Origin of the sequence: Pueribacillus sp. YX66 (assembly GCF_041725775.1) — a bacterium.
In the GTDB taxonomy this organism is placed as follows: domain Bacteria; phylum Bacillota; class Bacilli; order Bacillales; family UBA6769; genus Pueribacillus.
This window is the reverse complement of the sequence record NZ_JBEUEL010000022.1, coordinates 1-16,694: the sequence shown is the minus strand read 5'-3', so window position 1 is coordinate 16,694 and position 16,694 is coordinate 1. Positions and strand designations below refer to the sequence as shown.

Sequence of the window (16,694 nt, the reverse complement as noted above, 5' to 3'; positions counted from 1 at the left end):
GAGTGATTTAATTGGCTATTAAAATTCAAACGAAAACGCATGTGATTCCGATAGAAGTTGGCGATGTCAAATTAGCGTTTGATATGTCAGATGAGAATTTAAAAAAGCTGTACGATGCAGACCTGGACATTAGAAGGAAAATAAATGAAGTTGATGAAAATGATTTTGAAGCACAGAAAAAGGCAATCAGTGAGATTGTCGATGCAATGCTAGGCGATGGCTCATTTGATAAATTATATGAATTATCACCGTCTATTTTTATTATAGTTGAATACTTCATTCAGATTTCACAAGGTTTAAAAGAAGAAGTAAATAAGCGTTTAGGAAACGACAATTTTAGCAAAGCGAAAAAATACTTAGAAGCAAAAGAAAAAATCAATAAACAGAAAAGCAAACAAAACAATAAGAAGTGAGCGCTATGAATTTAGCGTATCCAATTGAAGATATAGCTGAAATTGACGGCATTAAATACAAACTAGACATGTCCTTTGATAACATATTACGTTTATTTGACTTAATTAAAGACGAAAAAATTAACGATGAAGAAAAGATTAATACGGGCTTAATGATGCTCGTAAATGACGAATTAGAACAGTATGACATCGAAACAAAAGAGAAGATTTTTATCGATTTGTTTAAAAGCGCAATTGGTTCTGAAGAAGAAGAACATCAAACTCTTGATCTAGAAGGTAATCCAATGCCTGATATCCCTAACGATGATAAAAGGGCGTATGACTTAGTACAAGATGCTGAATATATCTATGCTAGTTTTATGCATACTTATCAAATTGATTTATATGAACAACAAGGGAAATTACACTGGAAGAAGTTTAAGGCATTATTAAACGGATTAAGTGAAGATTCTATATTTAGTAGAATCGTCGGTATACGTACAGCAGAGTTGCCAACTGGTAAAGGAATGCAAAAAGAACGTGAACGATTGCGTAAGTTAAAGAAACAATACGCATTGGAAGATGATAACGATGAAGAAACTTGAAGAAGTACGTTGTAAAAAATGCGCAAAATTACTCGCAAAATTAAAAGGTGAAGCTGAAATCAAGTGTACTAGATGTAACACTTTAAATAAATTTGAAAAATAAGAGAGCCTTTGAGCCCCTATACTAAGTGAATTTTAAAGTATGGGGGTGAAATGTATATATGGCAGATGGTTCTGTAAAAATTGAGGTTATTCTCGATGATTCTAAAGTCGGTGGCAATATAAAAAAGGTCGAGGGTAGACTTAGTGGAATAGGTAGTACAGCAAAAAGAGGATTGGCTACTGTTGGAAAGCTGGCAGGAGCATTAGGGCTTGTCGGACTAGCCTATAAAGGTATCGATATGGTTAAACGCTCACTTGATGGTGCAATCGATAGGTACGATACCTTGAATAATTTTCCTAGAGTTATGCAACAAATCGGATTTGATGCTAACGATTCACAGCGTGCGATTGATAAATTATCAGATGGCATTCAAGGTTTACCCACTCGATTGGATGAGGTTGCGTCTACTGCTCAAAATATCGCAATCATGACAGGTGATTTGGAGGGTGCTGTCGATACTACGTTAGCGTTAAACAATGCTTTTTTAGCATCAGGTGCAAGTGCGCAAGATGCACAGCGGGGTCTTGACCAGTATGTCCAAATGCTTGCTAAAGGGGAAGTAGACTTACAATCTTGGAGAACGTTACAAGAAACGATGCCTTTTGCGTTGCGTGAAACTGCTGAAGCATTTGGTTTCACAGGAGAAAGTGCGACTAATGACTTTTATGAAGCATTAAAGTCCGGCGAAATCACTATGTCTGAATTTAATGATAAACTCATTGAATTAGATCAGGCGCAAGGTGGATTTGCTGAAACAGCTCAAACTGCAAGCGGCGGTATTAAAACAGCATGGACTAACATGAAAACATGGGTGGTCATGGGTGTTGCTGATATTATTGCGGCAATAGATGATGCACTTGGTGGAACGGGCTCGCTTGAAGGTGCTATAAATAGCTTAAAACCTGTTGTTCAAGGTGTTTTTGGTTGGATTGCTAATACCGCAATCCCAGCTGTAGCAAGCGCAGTTAGATGGGTTCGTGAACGCTTTGATGAATTAAAACCTGTTTTCGAACGAGTTAAAGATGCAGCTAAACCTTTAATAGATACTTTTATGGAAACTCGAGATGTATTGATTAGCCAGCTTACGCCCATTTGGGAAGATCTGAAGGGTTTGCTAGAAAGTTTGTTCCCCATCCTCCAAACATTAGGAATGATTATCGGCGGGGCGGTAGTTGCGGCAATCGTAGTTTGGTCATCGGTTTTAAGTGGCGTTGTCCGTGCGGTTGGACCAATCATAAACGCATTTATAAATTTAATTGATGTTGTAGTAAACGTCGTAAATGCAATTGTTGCAATTTTTAAAGGCGACTTCCAAGGAGCTCTCGATTTTTGGAACGCAGCAACTGAATCGGCTGTCGATTTTTTCAAAAATCTATGGGATGGAATAGTCGGATTTGTCCAAGGAATTGTGGAAACTGTTATTGGATGGTTTGAATTCCTTTACGATATTTTAGTCGGTAATTCCATCATTCCCGACATGGTAAATGCCATAATTGAGTGGTTTGGTAATTTATTGAGTCGGGCAGTCGAAAAGGTAACAGAATTAGTTGCGAGCGTTGTTAAATATTTTGCTGAAATGAAAGATAAAGCAATAGAAAGAGCAACTCAACTTTACCATAACGCAAGAGACAGGTTCGAACAACTTAAACAAGCTATTATCGACAGGATTACACAAGCTAAAAATGATTTAATTAGACGTTTTACTGAAATGGTTATTAACGCCAAGAATAAAGCGTCAGAAATTGTTACAACCGCCAGACAGAAATTTGAAGAAGTGAAACAGGCTATTCAGAACAAGCTAAGCGAAGCTGTAAGAGTAGTAAGTCAGAAAATCGGAGAAATGCCAGGAAAAGTTACTGAAAAAGTGGGTGATATGTTAAGCGCTGGAAAAGATTTAATACGAGGCTTGATTAACGGAATTAAAAACATGGGTGCATCGGCTATTGAAGCAGTAGCAGGCGTCGTAGATGGCGTTATAAATAAGGCTAAGTCGATGTTGAAAATTAGTTCGCCATCAAAACTATTTGAGCAGTTTGGGGAATGGACTTCTGAAGGTCTTTCGATCGGTATTGATAAAGGCTCTAAAGATGCCATAAAGTCAATGGATAAATTAGTTGACAATTTATCTCGTGAAATTCAACCAGAATTTATTGGTTTGCGTAAATTACAAGGGTTGTCTGCTAATTCGTTTTTAGGCGGAGTGTTGCCGATTAGTGCTGTTTCCAGTAGTGGTGGTGGAATAGTTAATAGAACTCAAACTACACGGCAAGTTATTCAGATTGAAGCAGGTGACATTTACATGGACGGTAGAAAGGTAGGTCAAGTGATTTGGAAGCCTATTAAAGAGGAAATTGACCGTGACGAAAGAGTGAAAAGGGCATTTAGGAGGTGATGACTTGATTTTTAATGGTATTGATTTAACCCCTTACTTTCGCATAAAAGACATTCGTGGAAGGGGATTGCCGCAACTCAGAGTTAACACAATCCCCGTTACAGGAATGGACGGTGAATATGTTGATTCTGTCGAAACTCCTGCTAAGTTATTGGAAATCGACATAAAAATCATTAGTAAAAACTTACGAGAAACAATCGACTATTTAAACGACATTTTAACAACAGACATGCCTGTTCCCATCATATTTCCCGATGAACCCGATAAAACATATTATGGGATTGTGGAAAATTCGGAAGAAACAGGAGAAAAAGTACATTTAGGTCATCACGATGCGTCAATTTATATAAGACGTTCTGACCCATACAAGTATGGTCAAGAACTCACACAAGAATTTACGCAAGACAGCGCCATCGTAGAAAATCCAGGCACAGCACCTGCAAAGCCAATCTTTGAGCTAACCGCAAAACAACCAGTCACTTTTGCGATGGTTAGCGATGGTGAACGATACAACATGATCGGTCGTCCCGCTGACGTGGATGAGCAGGTTGTCGAAGAAAAAGTTACGCTACTAGACGAGATAGGCGATACTCTTGACCAGTGGGATACGCCCTCGGGCTCAACAGGTAGCTTTATCAAGGGGAGTCTCGGCATACAAGTCCAATCCTACGGAACAGGCACAGGTTGGCATGGTCCACGTCTTATTACAGAAGTAGATCCTTCTGAAGACTTTGAAATTGAATTTTATGTAAATGTCCGTTCTGAAACACCCGAAAGAACGTTTCGCATCTCGACTAACTATTACGACGAAAACAATAATGAACTTGGATTGTTACGTCTGTGGGATAACTCGGATAGGATTTTACGCAAAACTGTGGAAGCGCGGGTCGGACCTTATGTAGGTGATTTCGTAAACTATCCTATCTCGAGTCGAAACTACGATATGCGTACACAACGAGTGTGGAACGGGCTTTTACGAGTCACTCGCATAAACAACACGTACTGGTTTTACGTCGCTCGCATCACGCAAGCAGGGCGACACGTCGATACACTCACGACAGCATTTCCTGACGTAAAAAAAGAATATGCAGGACTGCTTAAATTTATACGCATTGATATTGCGAAATACGGAAATACACAACAGGCTAACGAAGTAGGGATTAACCGCATTACTGTAAAAAAATACAACCAAATCACGGTTGACCAAACACCATACATCGCTCATGAGGGCGATGTTTTTACGTTTGACCACATAAATAACGAGTTGCTGTTAAATGGCGAAGATATAAAACGTCTTAAAGACCTTGGTAATAAATATTTTGATTTGCCAAAAGGCTTTACGACGCTTACGGTTTTACCCGAAAATGCGTTCGATACGAAAGTACGATTTAAACCGAGATATAGGTAGGTGATAATATGCCATATCAAGATAAACAGCTTAAAAAAGAGTTTATTACTGTAGATAATCGAACAATCCCTTTTGGTTATCCGCAGTTTTGGGGCGGGGATGATTGGGAGGTATCGGGAAGAGACAATCCTTTGCCCGTTGCTAATTACACACGAAACGAACAAGGCTTATGGGTTCCCGTTTCGAAAGAAAATCCAATGCCTACTCAACTAACTGGGAGTTTAAAGGAGTATCTACACGAACAAGATGTGGAAGTTACAGCAATGGCATATAGAAATGGAAAAAGATTTACATTTGATTCGCGTGTTAATTATTTTACAGTAGGAGTCTTGAGCAATGAAGATCATGACTTCAGTATTTTTTTAAACTGGATGAATGAGGGTGGTGACATCATGGAGTATAGAAAAGAAGAATTTTTATCCGAGGGACAGCGTAGACTGCTGTCGCCTGTAATCAAAGTTAAAACAAAGACTATGAGAGTTGATATTCGAAATAAAAGTAATGATGATATGTTATATGATGTATTTTTTAATATTTCGTGAATTCCATCATCTTGTGAGGTGAGCTTAAATGCTAGTAGACGATGTTAGAAAATCAAGCATACCTGTTACTGTTAATTTAAAAGGAGAAGAAGTTATTGAAGTGTTGGAGCACGAAACGATACCAATAAGAGAGTTTGTGACTCTTTTCTATGATTCGGGAGTCAACTTTAGTGAATTGGTGAATCACCCAAATATAACACCCCGCTGGAAACAGGTATTCGAAAAATGGAAACAAAAAGGCATACTCAACTAACTGTGATAGTTATTGGAAAAGGATTTCCTCTTTTCTTGTCGAAATAAGTAGATGGGAAGGGGGGGATAAGATGAGCCAGTTTGAAAAAATTGTAATTGAAAATGAAGAGTTGTTGGGAAAAGGTTTTTATGAAAAAACAGATACGGGATTAATAATTAAATCCAGTGATCAAGCAGTTAAAGATTTTTTTAAAACTGTAATTAGAAATAAGAAGTCTTTAGGAACGATCGAGTTTTATTCAAATAGTGGTTTTGAAGGAATGCATTCGGGTCGTTTTAGGATAAGGAAAATAGATGGCGATACAATAGTGTTAACACATATTTAACAAAGCATCTCATTATGAGGTGCTTTTTTCATTGAAAGAGGTGATAACGTGGCAGAAACACAACTCGGAAGCATGCGTATAGGCTCGGTTGATATGTTTGATGATGATGAAACTGGCGGGGGTGGTGTAGTTGTGCCTATCATAAATATAGCAGACGGGCAAAGCGACGAAATACTCGACGACATTACGTCAGATTTTATCATCGACGACACACACCGTCGCTCGCTTGAGGATACGCTTGAAACGTATGCATTTTATACGTTTGCTGATCAACCCTTTACGCAACATTTGAAAGACCGAAATCGCATCATTATTCCCGATGAAGATGGTTCTTTGCAGGAATTTATTATTTACGAAAGCGAAAAGTATCGGGATACAGAAGGATATAAAATGTATGTTGTTTCTACGGCGAGCTATCTCGATTTGAAAAAAGCAAACGTTATTTATCCGACAAAGAGAAACAATCAAACTGCGTCAATGATGGTTGGGTTTGCGCTTAATAACACGGGGTGGCGAGCGGGAATCATTGAGAGTGACAAGCAACTATCGTTTGAAATCGAAGAACATACAGACCCATTTTCGTTGTTAAAGCGAATCGCGAAAGACTTTGAGCTAGAATTGCGCTTTCGTGTCGAGCATAACGGAAATCGCATAACGGGACGATTTGTCGATTTACTCGAACGAGTAGGCGAATGGCGAGGACGAGAGGCTACATTTGGAAGAGACCTTGACGGAATTAGGCGAATTGAGAACACAGAGCGCATTGTAACGGCGCTTGTTGGACTCGGACCCGAGCGTGAGGATGGCACACGATTAGAAGTGCTTGTTGAGGATGACGAAGCCTTACAACGATGGGGTAGACCCGACCCGATTACGGGAGAATTACGACACCTTATCGAGGTTTACGAACCGCAATCCGAGCGGCAGGAAATGACGCTAGCGGAATTACGACAGTACACACGTACAGAATTAAACAAGCGTATTAATGCTGTTGTAACGTACGAATGTTCGGTCGTGGACTTGGAAAACGTACCAGGTTTGGAAGGGCAGAAGATACGATTTGGCGACACCATTCGTATTAAAGACGAAAAGTTTAATCCGCCACTTTACCTTGAGGCTCGTGTCTTTGAGCAGGAACGATCGATAAAGTCACAAGCTAAAAAGGACATAAAACTAGGTGATTTTATAGAGTACACCGAGGAAGAAGTATATGCGATATGGCGACAATTACAGCGAGAGGTAAAAAAGCGGATTACCGCCGCCGAACTTCGTGAGTATGCTGAGCCTAAAAAAATCGAGTCTGAGACACCACCTCCAATTAAAGAGGGGGAAAATCCTATATGGGTAGACACGTCTGGTGATGTAAAAGTACCTCATGTCGTCATTGGGAACGAGTGGGTGAAAATGACGCCGACAACCGCGGAAGAAGTTGACGCATACACGAAACAGCAAACAGATGATATTGCGAAAGATGCCAGTCGGTTAAAAACGGGTATCATCGACGTTAATCAGGTGCCATTACGAACAAGTATTACAGGTGCTCGCATTGAATGGGACGGAATAAACGGGCTTGTGCAATATGATGCAGACGGCAACCCCGTCTCTTGGCTTGATTTGGATGGAAATGCCCATTTTGAGAACGGATATTTTAAAGGGGAAATATATGCGGAAAGCGGGCATTTTAGCGGAGATGTTACAGGTGCTACAGGGACATTTGGCGAAGTAACTGTAAACGAAGGTGACATCACTGTAAAAGATGCGTTATCCAATGTTAAAGCGTTAGTTACGCCTTTGCCGAACCTTTTAGGAGATCATAATTTTGAGGACTTAATAATTGATTGGGCAACAGAAAATACAACATATAACTGGTATGAAATGATTAATCCAGCAAACACAGAAAATGTTGATTATCACATTCAAAAACCTTATTGGAGAAAGTCGGGTAGTCCTAAAGTTGCGAGGGTTCCTGAATACGGAAACCCCGATTTTCGTGCAACTCCTATTTTTGATGAGCAGGCTATTGTCGTGCGCAATGCAAACTATGTAAGGCAGTATATTGAGGAAGGCATTGGAGCAGGTGGGACATACACAATATCAGGATATTTCAAAAGGCACTGGGGACAAGCGGCAGGTATACCACGTTTCGAAGTGGATTATATCCACCAAGGGCAACTTCACACGAGATTGATCAATCACTCGTATAGCAGAGTTCCCAATGATTACACACCCATTCGTTTTGCTACTAACTTTACGATACCCACTAACTTTCAACCAGGGGATTATCTTGATGTTAAGGTTTCGGGTGGCGACAACAATTGGGTACAAGCTGATGGTATCCAGTTAGTAAAAAGTCCATCGCCTACTGTATACAACCCCGAAACTACAGCATATCTCGCATTAAAACAAGGCGGACAAATAAGCTTATGGATTGGCGAGCGTTATCCAACTGATACGCAAACCATTTATCCTTTAACACCGTTGTCGCAATGTCGTAGTGGTTGGCTTATAAAGTGGCAAGCGTATGAACCTGGACAAGGGAGTTTAAATCACAATTATCAATACCCTACTTTTATTCCGAAATCCCATATATTTACTCACAATGGCGCAGGAATTAAATGTGTTCTTGGACGTGGTAGTACAGTTATTTTTAAATATTTATATGTGTATGATGACAGAATTGTGGGTCATGCAGATAATGGTACTAACCCGCATAACAGACTCGCTATGACAGAGGTGTTGGGGGTATGAAAATTTATTTCACAGTTGATGATAAAGGCTATCTAGATGGATGGGGAAGCACACCATCATATGCCGAAGGAGAAATTGAGTTAGATATTGAAGATGATCATGATATTTTTACGTCAGACTCTAGTTGTTGGAAATATGAAAATGGCAAACTTGTGTTTGACGAAGAGCGACAGCAACAGTTGATTGAAGAGTATGAGCGGGAGAAGAATAAGCCTACTGATATTGAACGCTTAGAAATGGCTCTCATGGAATTAGCCATGTATACAATAAATGGAGGAAAGGAATGAGCGATATGTTAGCAATGATTTTCGCAGAATACATTATGAAAGGGAAACAAACGTTTGAAAATGTTCCTAACTTGCTTAAGCCTCAGGTAAAACAAATACTAGAAGACCAGGGACTTGGACATTTAGCCGAATAGGCTTTTTTATTTTGCCTTAAAGAGATAAAAAAGGGGGGCGGTTATCTTTGAAAGACAGGGAGTTGGAGGAAATGCCCATATGGCAGAATCATGAGCAGAGGATTACGGCGCTAGAAGTCACAATGCAAGGTTTATCTCAAAAGATGGATAGCGTGCAAGAGTCAATTAAAGAGGGGAATCGTGAACAGAAGGAAATGCTTGATACTATTAACAATCGCATGATAGATGAGTTTTTTAATCGAAAAAAAATTAATTTAAATAACGGATGGAAGCTACTATTCGCCATATTCGGCGGTAGTGGCTTTATTTATTTACTCGTTGATAAATTTTTATAGGAGGTTAAATCTATGAAACAAGCAATTGTACGTCTAGTTGTTTTAGTAATATTGCTCGTTAATCAGACGTTAGTCACACTCGGTTGGAATCCACTTCCATTTAGCGAAGAACAAATCTATGAAGCTATTTCAAGCATTGCAACAGTCTCTATGGCATTGTGGGCTTGGTGGAAAAACAATAGCGTGACGCAAGAAGCACAAGAAGCTGACATCATTATGCAAGAACTCAAAGAAAGGAAGGCTGAAAATTGAGCGTTAAAACAGCACAAACAAAACTTATCCAACTAGGTTATGGCGAGATTATGCGACCGTATGGCGCTGATGGGAAAAATGGTCCAAAAACAAAACAGGCGGTTCGTACATTTCAATCCGACTATAACAAGCGATTTAACAAGAAAATCAAGGTTGACGGAATTATCGGGCCCGAGACGAGAAAAGCTCTTGACCATGCTCGGAATCAAGTAGGGAAAAGGGGAACACGTAATTTTAAAATTAGCGAGTTTCGTTGTAAAGGTAGTGGAAAACTACCTAGCGGTGGCATGGATAACAATTTGCTTTTGAAACTCGAAGAATTGCGATACAGGCTAGGTGATAAAGCTGTAGTAATCAATTCGGGGTATCGTACACCAGCACACAATCGACGTGTGGGTGGCGCATCAAATAGTCAGCATCTATATGGGAAAGCTGCTGATATTGTCGTGAGAGGTGTTTCGCCTAGTCGAGTATATCGTGAAGCAGACAAGCTGTTTAATGGTGTAGGCAAGTATAATACGTTTACACACGTTGACACTCGCAATGGTAAAGCAAGGTTTTAAATAAAAACAAAAGCCCGACTGGGGATAGTCGGGCATACGTTAATATGGTAAGGACGGGGTGTTGCCGTCCCTAAAATAATTATAGCATAGTAACTAATCTTCTAATACCTCTATTACAGTGCTTCCACAAAACGGGCATTCGAGAATGGCTTCGTCATCATTTTCGATTATTTTCTCTTTACATGAAGAGCATTGTACGAGAGCCATGCTTACCACCTGTCCGCCCAAAATACGTCTTCGTAAGGTTCTCTTTCGATACCGTTTTCACGGCAGTAGCGCAAGTATGCAGAGTAGCTTTCGAAGTCAGCTCCTCTCATTCTGTTGTTAATTTGTTCTTCACTCAATCCTTCGACGCTTCTTAAGTATTCAGCGTATTTCATTTTTCATTCCTCCTAATTTTAATTTGGAGAGGGGACGATGCCCCTCGTGTTAGATTTTCGTTACGTTGCTAGGTGCACTCCAATCTTCGACTAGTTCTTGGTCATCGCCATTTTCAGCGACTTCCTCCCAATTATCAACGACTTCCCACTCGACCTCGTACTCGTTGCCATCTGTATCAATCGCCATCGCCTTGAAAATTGGTTCCCCACCCGATGGACCGTCAATGTAAGGTTGTTGCGTTAGTGTAAATTCTTTTCCTTCAAACTGTACTTTTTCCATTTTTATTACCTCCTAATTATTATCTCGATGTTATCTCCTGTTGTTATATATAATATAACATGCATAATATACAATGTCAATACTTTTTTTATTATTTTCTATTAAATTTTTCAAGGTGTTTCAATCGCTGTTCGTTATACCTTTCGACATCGTTTTTTAGGTATAGTCTTACTGTACTTCGACCTTTGCCTTTCTCGAAAAAAGGCACAAGCTTACCCGTCGCTACAGACTGGTCGAAAGCAGACAGTGACTGCCCTGTAATTTCCATGGCTTCTTTTTTAGTCAAAAGATTTTCGTGCATAAAGTTCTTAATTTCATTTATGTCCATTTTCATCCTCCAAGTAGGGTTTATGATATTTTTCCTCAGCCAACTTTCTAGCTTTAATTGCATCGTCTTTATTATCGAAATGCCCCAAGGTAATTTGTTTACCTCTATACCCGATATAAGCGCGCCACTTATTTCGCTGTTTTATCCACGCTACACCTTTATGACCGCTAGTATTTCCTTTATGTAATTTTGCTTTCAGGGCGCTTTTTCGAGTTCCGTTTACACTGTCTTTTGCAATGTGTTTTTTAACTCCCGCATCTCGTTTTTCAGCTCGTTTGCATCCACAGCTTTTATAATGACCATGTTCTAGCGCATACCCATGTATAACCTTTTCGTATCCACATGTACATTTACAAAGCCACATGGGTGAGCGATTGACAGGATCATTTCGACTGTATCTGATGACAGTTAAATCGCCATACACGTTACCCGTTAAGTCTTTTCGTTTCATATTAAGCAACCATCGCAGTTACTTCTTCATACTCTAAATATTCAATTTCGCCGTTATCAATTTTGATAAACTCACGGTCGCCAGCATCACACACTTCATAGATACCACTTTCTAGTTCAAATACTTTTCCAGTCCAGTCGTTTTCTTCTACTGCATCGACAAACTCACGATTTAATTTCCATTTTGGGTGCGTCCCTGTGATTTTAGCAACCCAAGACTTGTTTCTTTTACTTCCACTAGTAGTAGTGATTGTGACCTTCTTCGTTTCAGCCCATGCCATTTTTAACGCTTCTGCAAAGTATTCGCTAACCTTTCCTCCAAACTTCTCTTGTCCTTTACGAGCAATTTCCCATGCACGCTTCATAATGTTTTTCATTTCAATTTCCCCTTTCGCTTTCCTTTGTTATCTATAATATAACATGTATAAAATATTATGTCAATACCTTTTTTAAAGTTTTTTTATTTATTTTTCGAAAAAGAAAAAAGCACCCGAAAGGGTGCTAAGAGTGACTTTTTAAAAAATCACAAGAAGGTCACAGGAAGAAATAAAAATGCGTGGATAAACGAAATGGCATGTGTTTTTATAATCAGAAACATCAAATAAAACATGTAAAAAGAAATAGGGCGAAATGCGAAGAAAATCAAAGAATTATGGGCGGCATGATGTAATAGCTGCCTGAAACCCTTGATATTAAAGGGTTTGAGGGTTGGTTAGTGGCGTCATGCTAACATTTTGCTAACTTCCATTATTTTGATACACCATACAATTAAATTTTTAGAGAAGACCTTTCGTTAGTTCACTGAACTTTTGGGAGGTCTTTTCTTCTATATTTTTGGTCATATGTGCGTAGATGTTCATTGTTACAACTAATAGAAAGGGAGCTATGATATAGAAAGCTCCCTCTATCCATCCTCCTAGAAAAATTTTAAACCCTCTAGAAATGTTTTTGTTGATTTATTATTCTCACTTCATAGTACATACAAATCTTCGTATCAATCGATCATCATTATTACATTTTAGACTTACATTCGATGCCAACAACGCTAAGATAAACAAGGTTTTTTAACCTATGAATTTAAGTTATTTTATTAAGAAAAGCTGTGAAGGGAGAGATGTTCATCTTACTCTTTATTTACCATTTCTAGATGAACTAGATTTTTTCATAGAAAATAAACCAATAACCCCACCAATAACAATCAATAAAATATCTATCGCAATTTCCCAACCTTGAAACACATCAATATAATTCACCAAAAACCAACTTTTTCCGCCATTTGTCAAATGATTGATTAAACCTCCTACTCCTTGGATTACGAAAAGTAAACTAATTCCACTAATAATTTCTTTCATATTAAACACCTCGTTCATTTTTTTAATTTAAGATACCTCTAATACCAATATTAAAAAATACTGCACCTACTACACCTATTGCTACTAATAGTGAAGAAATTGGTGCTTCATTTAATTTTGTTTTTATATTCTTTAGAAAATGCTGCAGTTTATCTTTAAACACAATACTAATCCCTAACAATAATAGAGAAGGAAGCACCATTACAAGATTGTACCCAATTATTACAAATATAGAAGAAAAGGAATTAATCGGCAGATGATTTAATAAAAAAATCGAATAGAAATAAGGCAATGCCGTTACAAATTCAATAAGAAACACAATAATACCCAAAATAATTATTCCCCTTATTGTTGTCTGTCTTGGAATCCATGACGTAAGACGTTCTATTGTGCCCTCTTTTGGTTTTATGAAGCTAACCAAAACAAGAAGTGTTCCCGTGACAGTATAAAACCAATTGATAAAATCAAATTCTGATAAATTTTCAATCAACCCCAATAGTGTGTCCCCACCAAAGTACAGTAATATACCAATCATGAAATAACCTAACTGAATAACAAATAAAAATACAAATAGACGAGAAGAAAGCTGATTAGGTTGTGTAAGTAATAAATAGCCCGTAATAGCTAGCACACCAGGACTTAATATATCAACTAATGCACAAATAGAGATAATTAGTAGGGCTACGGATATATCTATTGATGAGGAAGGCATGATTGTTTCAATGATTTCAATCAAATAATTAGTCCCCCTTTATAAAGTGTGATATCATCAAAATAACACACTGTGCTAAAAAGATAATAACACACTGTATTAAAAAAAGGAAGTGATATTTATTCATGCCAAAATTTGTTAATCATGACAAGAAACGAAAGTTAATTGCTGAAGCTGCATGGAAGATTATTGAGAAAGAGGGTATTGAGAAAGCATCAATACGAAGAGTCGCTGCTGAAGCAGGAATGTCTCCTGGTGCGTTAAGACATTATTTTTCAACTAAAGATGAAATGCTGCTGTTTATTATAGAATACTACATAGAAGAAGGAAAAAAGCGTTCTGATCATAAAGAATGGTCAAAAAATCCATTACAGGCAGTTGAGGAAGTGTTACTGGAGCTTGTACCAATCGACGAAGAAAAGAAAATTGAAACGAGTGTTTGGTGGATTTTTGCACTCCGTTCCCTAACAAGTGATGCATTAAAAGAGAAGAAAGACGAAATGACGGATGGTACATATGATTTAGCAAATTCAATGATCAAGATATTAACTCTAAAAGGAATATTATCGGAATCAGTTAATGCAGATTTAGAAAGCAGTCGGTTATCTGCATTGATTGAAGGGCTGTCATTCCATACCTTGTTAAGACCAGATGTGTACACTCCAGAAAAGGTGAAGGAAGTAATCAGTTATCATTTAAAAACACTCTGTAATAAATAAACAATACTCGGAAGTAGATAATTCATTCTTATTAGATTATCTACTTCCACCCTAATTGTTATTCAAATTGATTTTCTATTGGATTAGAGATTTGTGGATTTTGGCCAAACATATTTTTAGCAGTCATACAATCAAACTTATTTACCCTTACTCCTAAAATTTATAAATCTTTCAAAAAACTAACCAAAATTTCCGTAAATTCTTTTGGCTTATCGTAGTGAATATCATGTCCCAGTGTATCGACATCTACTCTTTTACCATTATGCAATAATTCAACAACACAATCTGCATCTTCATCTGACAATGCTGCTACTAATAAACCTTCATCTAAAGTTGTTTTCGCTTTTATGAATTTAGTAGGACTTTTGATTTTTGATAATACTTCCGATTGATTATAATCGTCAAACCATGAATTATCGTAAAAGGTTTCTCCAAATTTGCGACCAAATGGATATGTTTCAGTTTCAAAGATCCTATTAATTTGTGGCGGCAAATAAACTAAATGTACTGGCTTGTTTGGTTGTTTTTTACGATAGTTGATAGCATCCTTCGAGAAATTTTTCCAAAGGATGTTTCCAAATAACTTCTTCCAGTAACTATTCCGTAAAGAGTAAGTGAAATAATCTTTCACTTCTTGCTGATTTTTAAAGTCTTCATACATTTGAAATCCATATACCCACACATATGTTTTCTCTCCTATTTCTTCTTCGATAAATTCAGCAAAATCTATTGCATTGCCTTAGCTGAATATTTTTCAGGATTCCAATCGGACTCTCCATGACCATGACAATCAACCGCATAAACATGATAGTACTCTGAGATTTCGGGTAATACCTTTGCATAATCTTCCCATGTCATAGCTTGTCCATGAATTAATAGCAGTGGTGTTTTGCCGTTACTCGGTCCTTCACCATAATTTAATACAGTACCATCTTTTAATTTTATTTGCTTTTCAGTAAATCCTTTATTGTACATTTTTGTTAATTGAGCATTAATTGAACACAAAAAAGACTGGACACTTTATTGAACCAGCCTGATTGATATTAATTTTGATTGGGTAAAAATCCTATTGGATGAGTTTTGAATTTTTATTGAAATTATATTGAGTAGAATATTGAGTAAATCCAGTAATATCAGGGCTTACACAAAAAAAGAAAGGGGAGAAATCGAACTCTTTTCTCTCCTCTCTTTCATCTGTTATCCGAGTAATTGGAAAATCACTTAAGATAAAAATTTAAAGAGGTAAAATGGTACAACTTTTTTATAAACGATTAAACTAAATTTTAAAACTACAGTACTATTATAAAATAGAATATTTTTGTATTTTCTCGTTGCTAACTTTTTGCTAACTTATTATTAATTTTCAGTGAATGTCATTGAATATAAAGATAGGAAAAAGCTTGTAATATCGCACTTTTGCTGTTGTATGTTGCTATAAAATACCCCCTCAAAGATGGGTGGAATGATGTAATAACCTCCCAAATCCCTCTATATTAAAGGGCTTGAGAGTTTGTTAGTGGCAAAATGCTAACTTTCACTTTTTTTGATACACCATACAATAAAATTTTTAGAGAAGACCTTTCGTTAGTTCACTGAACTTTTGAGAGGTCTTTTATTCTATATTTTTGGTCATATGTGCGTAGATATTCATCGTTGTATTGATATCTGAATGACCTAACCGTTCTTGGATTTCTTTTATACCTGCAGCGGTTTTCAATAAGTAGAGAAGTGTGCGTGTTGTTTAAATCCATGAGGGGTAATGTATTTATCTTTTACGTGACGCTTACTTCAACAAATAAAGAAAAAGAAATAAAGCTGATAGCTATGGATGTAAAAATGTTTAAGCTTTATTGATTGATAGTGCTGAAATTTTTGATGATTATTCTCAAAATGATTTGAGTTGGTTATTAACTTGTTACATAATTAATAGCTTGATATGATTATTGTAAAGAAATTGTAATATAACAATAAACGATTAAAGGAAATTACGATAGAATTTGTAGAGGCAAATTAAATAACTAATAAGTAAATAGTTTTATAGATTAACTAGAAATCCTTATAATGGACCCAAGATTTTAGACAGCAAGAAAGGATATGTTAAGGTAGGTTTATGAAACAAAAAAGGAAACGATAT

General features: G+C 37.3%; 24 protein-coding genes and 1 pseudogene. 15 read left to right on the top strand and 10 right to left on the bottom strand.

Translation table 11 applies throughout. The features are described 5' to 3' along the window. Positions 1-11: 11 nt before the first annotated feature. From ABU914_RS10485 to ABU914_RS10420, 14 genes are all read left to right on the top strand, one after another. A complete protein-coding gene (locus ABU914_RS10485; protein WP_379669678.1) occupies positions 12-413 on the top strand; it encodes a hypothetical protein in 402 nt (133 codons plus the stop codon). Positions 414-418: 5 nt separating this feature from the next. After that, on the top strand, positions 419-997 hold the full coding sequence (locus ABU914_RS10480) for a Gp15 family bacteriophage protein (RefSeq protein WP_379669677.1): 579 nt from the start codon (positions 419-421) through the stop codon (positions 995-997). Continuing rightward, entirely contained in the window at positions 975-1,100 is a 126-nt protein-coding gene (locus tag ABU914_RS10475; protein WP_379669676.1) for a zinc finger domain-containing protein, read from the top strand. Before ABU914_RS10480 ends, ABU914_RS10475 begins: the two co-directional genes overlap by 23 nt. A gap of 58 nt (positions 1,101-1,158) precedes the next feature. After that, complete coding sequence (locus ABU914_RS10470; RefSeq protein WP_379669675.1) at positions 1,159-3,492, top strand: tape measure protein; 2,334 nt, start codon at positions 1,159-1,161, stop codon at positions 3,490-3,492. Positions 3,493-3,496: 4 nt separating this feature from the next. After that, positions 3,497-4,900: a distal tail protein Dit gene (locus ABU914_RS10465; protein WP_379669674.1), complete on the top strand. Its 1,404-nt coding sequence runs from the start codon at positions 3,497-3,499 to the stop codon at positions 4,898-4,900. Positions 4,901-4,908: 8 nt separating this feature from the next. Then, positions 4,909-5,442 (top strand): hypothetical protein, encoded by a 534-nt coding sequence (locus ABU914_RS10460; protein WP_379669673.1) that lies wholly within the window; start codon positions 4,909-4,911, stop codon positions 5,440-5,442. A gap of 28 nt (positions 5,443-5,470) precedes the next feature. Further along, a complete protein-coding gene (locus ABU914_RS10455; protein WP_379669672.1) occupies positions 5,471-5,695 on the top strand; it encodes a hypothetical protein in 225 nt (74 codons plus the stop codon). 70 nt (positions 5,696-5,765) lie between these two features. Next, entirely contained in the window at positions 5,766-6,020 is a 255-nt protein-coding gene (locus ABU914_RS10450) for a hypothetical protein (protein WP_379669671.1), read from the top strand. A gap of 48 nt (positions 6,021-6,068) precedes the next feature. After that, on the top strand, positions 6,069-8,768 hold the full coding sequence (locus tag ABU914_RS10445) for a phage tail spike protein (protein ID WP_379669670.1): 2,700 nt from the start codon (positions 6,069-6,071) through the stop codon (positions 8,766-8,768). Then, positions 8,765-9,055, top strand: a complete 291-nt coding sequence (locus ABU914_RS10440; protein WP_379669669.1) for a hypothetical protein — start codon at positions 8,765-8,767, stop codon at positions 9,053-9,055. Before ABU914_RS10445 ends, ABU914_RS10440 begins: the two co-directional genes overlap by 4 nt. Then, on the top strand, positions 9,052-9,189 hold the full coding sequence (locus ABU914_RS10435) for a hypothetical protein (RefSeq protein ID WP_379669668.1): 138 nt from the start codon (positions 9,052-9,054) through the stop codon (positions 9,187-9,189). Before ABU914_RS10440 ends, ABU914_RS10435 begins: the two co-directional genes overlap by 4 nt. A gap of 71 nt (positions 9,190-9,260) precedes the next feature. Next, entirely contained in the window at positions 9,261-9,524 is a 264-nt protein-coding gene (locus ABU914_RS10430; protein WP_379669667.1) for a hypothetical protein, read from the top strand. A gap of 12 nt (positions 9,525-9,536) precedes the next feature. Further along, a complete protein-coding gene (locus ABU914_RS10425) occupies positions 9,537-9,776 on the top strand; it encodes a phage holin (protein WP_379669666.1) in 240 nt (79 codons plus the stop codon). After that, the gene (locus ABU914_RS10420) at positions 9,773-10,339 is read left to right on the top strand and encodes a D-Ala-D-Ala carboxypeptidase family metallohydrolase (RefSeq protein WP_379669665.1); all 567 of its coding nucleotides are present in this window, start codon (positions 9,773-9,775) and stop codon (positions 10,337-10,339) included. The genes ABU914_RS10425 and ABU914_RS10420 overlap by 4 nt, the downstream gene beginning before the upstream one ends. Before the next feature lie 209 nt (positions 10,340-10,548). On the opposite strand, the gene ABU914_RS10415 is transcribed toward ABU914_RS10420, so the two are convergent. The 7 genes from ABU914_RS10415 to ABU914_RS10385 form a co-directional block, all read right to left on the bottom strand. Then, complete coding sequence (locus ABU914_RS10415) at positions 10,549-10,719, bottom strand: hypothetical protein (protein WP_379669664.1); 171 nt, start codon at positions 10,717-10,719, stop codon at positions 10,549-10,551. Positions 10,720-10,768: 49 nt separating this feature from the next. Next, a complete protein-coding gene (locus tag ABU914_RS10410) occupies positions 10,769-10,999 on the bottom strand; it encodes a hypothetical protein (RefSeq protein ID WP_379669663.1) in 231 nt (76 codons plus the stop codon). Between the two features lie 91 nt (positions 11,000-11,090). After that, positions 11,091-11,327 carry a hypothetical protein gene (locus ABU914_RS10405; RefSeq protein WP_379669662.1) on the bottom strand — a complete coding sequence of 79 codons (237 nt, stop codon included), beginning with the start codon at positions 11,325-11,327 and terminating at the stop codon, positions 11,091-11,093. After that, the gene (locus tag ABU914_RS10400) at positions 11,314-11,778 is read right to left on the bottom strand and encodes an HNH endonuclease (protein WP_379669661.1); all 465 of its coding nucleotides are present in this window, start codon (positions 11,776-11,778) and stop codon (positions 11,314-11,316) included. The genes ABU914_RS10405 and ABU914_RS10400 overlap by 14 nt, the downstream gene beginning before the upstream one ends. Position 11,779: 1 nt before the next feature. Further along, entirely contained in the window at positions 11,780-12,154 is a 375-nt protein-coding gene (locus tag ABU914_RS10395; protein ID WP_379669660.1) for a hypothetical protein, read from the bottom strand. 753 nt (positions 12,155-12,907) lie between these two features. Beyond that, positions 12,908-13,129 (bottom strand): hypothetical protein, encoded by a 222-nt coding sequence (locus ABU914_RS10390; protein WP_057995589.1) that lies wholly within the window; start codon positions 13,127-13,129, stop codon positions 12,908-12,910. 22 nt (positions 13,130-13,151) lie between these two features. Further along, on the bottom strand, positions 13,152-13,865 hold the full coding sequence (locus ABU914_RS10385; protein WP_379669659.1) for a GAP family protein: 714 nt from the start codon (positions 13,863-13,865) through the stop codon (positions 13,152-13,154). A 101-nt stretch (positions 13,866-13,966) separates the two neighbouring features. Between ABU914_RS10385 and ABU914_RS10380 the strand changes: the two genes are divergently transcribed. Continuing rightward, entirely contained in the window at positions 13,967-14,560 is a 594-nt protein-coding gene (locus ABU914_RS10380; RefSeq protein WP_260052620.1) for a TetR/AcrR family transcriptional regulator, read from the top strand. A 160-nt stretch (positions 14,561-14,720) separates the two neighbouring features. On the opposite strand, the gene ABU914_RS10375 is transcribed toward ABU914_RS10380, so the two are convergent. From ABU914_RS10375 to ABU914_RS10365, 3 genes and pseudogenes are all read right to left on the bottom strand, one after another. Next, positions 14,721-15,242, bottom strand: coding sequence for an alpha/beta fold hydrolase (locus tag ABU914_RS10375; protein ID WP_379669658.1), 522 nt, complete (start codon positions 15,240-15,242; stop codon positions 14,721-14,723). A 44-nt stretch (positions 15,243-15,286) separates the two neighbouring features. Continuing rightward, entirely contained in the window at positions 15,287-15,565 is a 279-nt protein-coding gene (locus ABU914_RS10370) for an alpha/beta fold hydrolase (RefSeq protein WP_260052621.1), read from the bottom strand. A 607-nt stretch (positions 15,566-16,172) separates the two neighbouring features. Next, a pseudogene (locus ABU914_RS10365) lies at positions 16,173-16,327 on the bottom strand (tyrosine-type recombinase/integrase); the annotation flags it as partial. Between the last annotated feature and the right edge of the window lie 367 nt (positions 16,328-16,694).

What these genes read in the sequence shown, in the direction of transcription:
- ABU914_RS10440 (WP_379669669.1), top strand. Translation starts at nt 8,765, where the DNA reads ATGAAAATTTATTTCACAGTTGATGATAAAGGCTATCTAGATGGATGG.
- ABU914_RS10475 (WP_379669676.1), top strand. Translation starts at nt 975, where the DNA reads ATGATAACGATGAAGAAACTTGAAGAAGTACGTTGTAAAAAATGCGCA.
- ABU914_RS10430 (WP_379669667.1), top strand. Translation starts at nt 9,261, where the DNA reads ATGCCCATATGGCAGAATCATGAGCAGAGGATTACGGCGCTAGAAGTC.
- ABU914_RS10380 (WP_260052620.1), top strand. Translation starts at nt 13,967, where the DNA reads ATGCCAAAATTTGTTAATCATGACAAGAAACGAAAGTTAATTGCTGAA.
- ABU914_RS10415 (WP_379669664.1), bottom strand. Translation starts at nt 10,719, where the DNA reads ATGAAATACGCTGAATACTTAAGAAGCGTCGAAGGATTGAGTGAAGAA.
- ABU914_RS10435 (WP_379669668.1), top strand. Translation starts at nt 9,052, where the DNA reads ATGAGCGATATGTTAGCAATGATTTTCGCAGAATACATTATGAAAGGG.
- ABU914_RS10455 (WP_379669672.1), top strand. Translation starts at nt 5,471, where the DNA reads ATGCTAGTAGACGATGTTAGAAAATCAAGCATACCTGTTACTGTTAAT.
- ABU914_RS10395 (WP_379669660.1), bottom strand. Translation starts at nt 12,154, where the DNA reads ATGAAAAACATTATGAAGCGTGCATGGGAAATTGCTCGTAAAGGACAA.
- ABU914_RS10410 (WP_379669663.1), bottom strand. Translation starts at nt 10,999, where the DNA reads ATGGAAAAAGTACAGTTTGAAGGAAAAGAATTTACACTAACGCAACAA.
- ABU914_RS10390 (WP_057995589.1), bottom strand. Translation starts at nt 13,129, where the DNA reads ATGAAAGAAATTATTAGTGGAATTAGTTTACTTTTCGTAATCCAAGGA.
- ABU914_RS10450 (WP_379669671.1), top strand. Translation starts at nt 5,766, where the DNA reads ATGAGCCAGTTTGAAAAAATTGTAATTGAAAATGAAGAGTTGTTGGGA.
- ABU914_RS10460 (WP_379669673.1), top strand. Translation starts at nt 4,909, where the DNA reads ATGCCATATCAAGATAAACAGCTTAAAAAAGAGTTTATTACTGTAGAT.
- ABU914_RS10470 (WP_379669675.1), top strand. Translation starts at nt 1,159, where the DNA reads ATGGCAGATGGTTCTGTAAAAATTGAGGTTATTCTCGATGATTCTAAA.
- ABU914_RS10400 (WP_379669661.1), bottom strand. Translation starts at nt 11,778, where the DNA reads ATGAAACGAAAAGACTTAACGGGTAACGTGTATGGCGATTTAACTGTC.
- ABU914_RS10480 (WP_379669677.1), top strand. Translation starts at nt 419, where the DNA reads ATGAATTTAGCGTATCCAATTGAAGATATAGCTGAAATTGACGGCATT.
- ABU914_RS10425 (WP_379669666.1), top strand. Translation starts at nt 9,537, where the DNA reads ATGAAACAAGCAATTGTACGTCTAGTTGTTTTAGTAATATTGCTCGTT.
- ABU914_RS10405 (WP_379669662.1), bottom strand. Translation starts at nt 11,327, where the DNA reads ATGGACATAAATGAAATTAAGAACTTTATGCACGAAAATCTTTTGACT.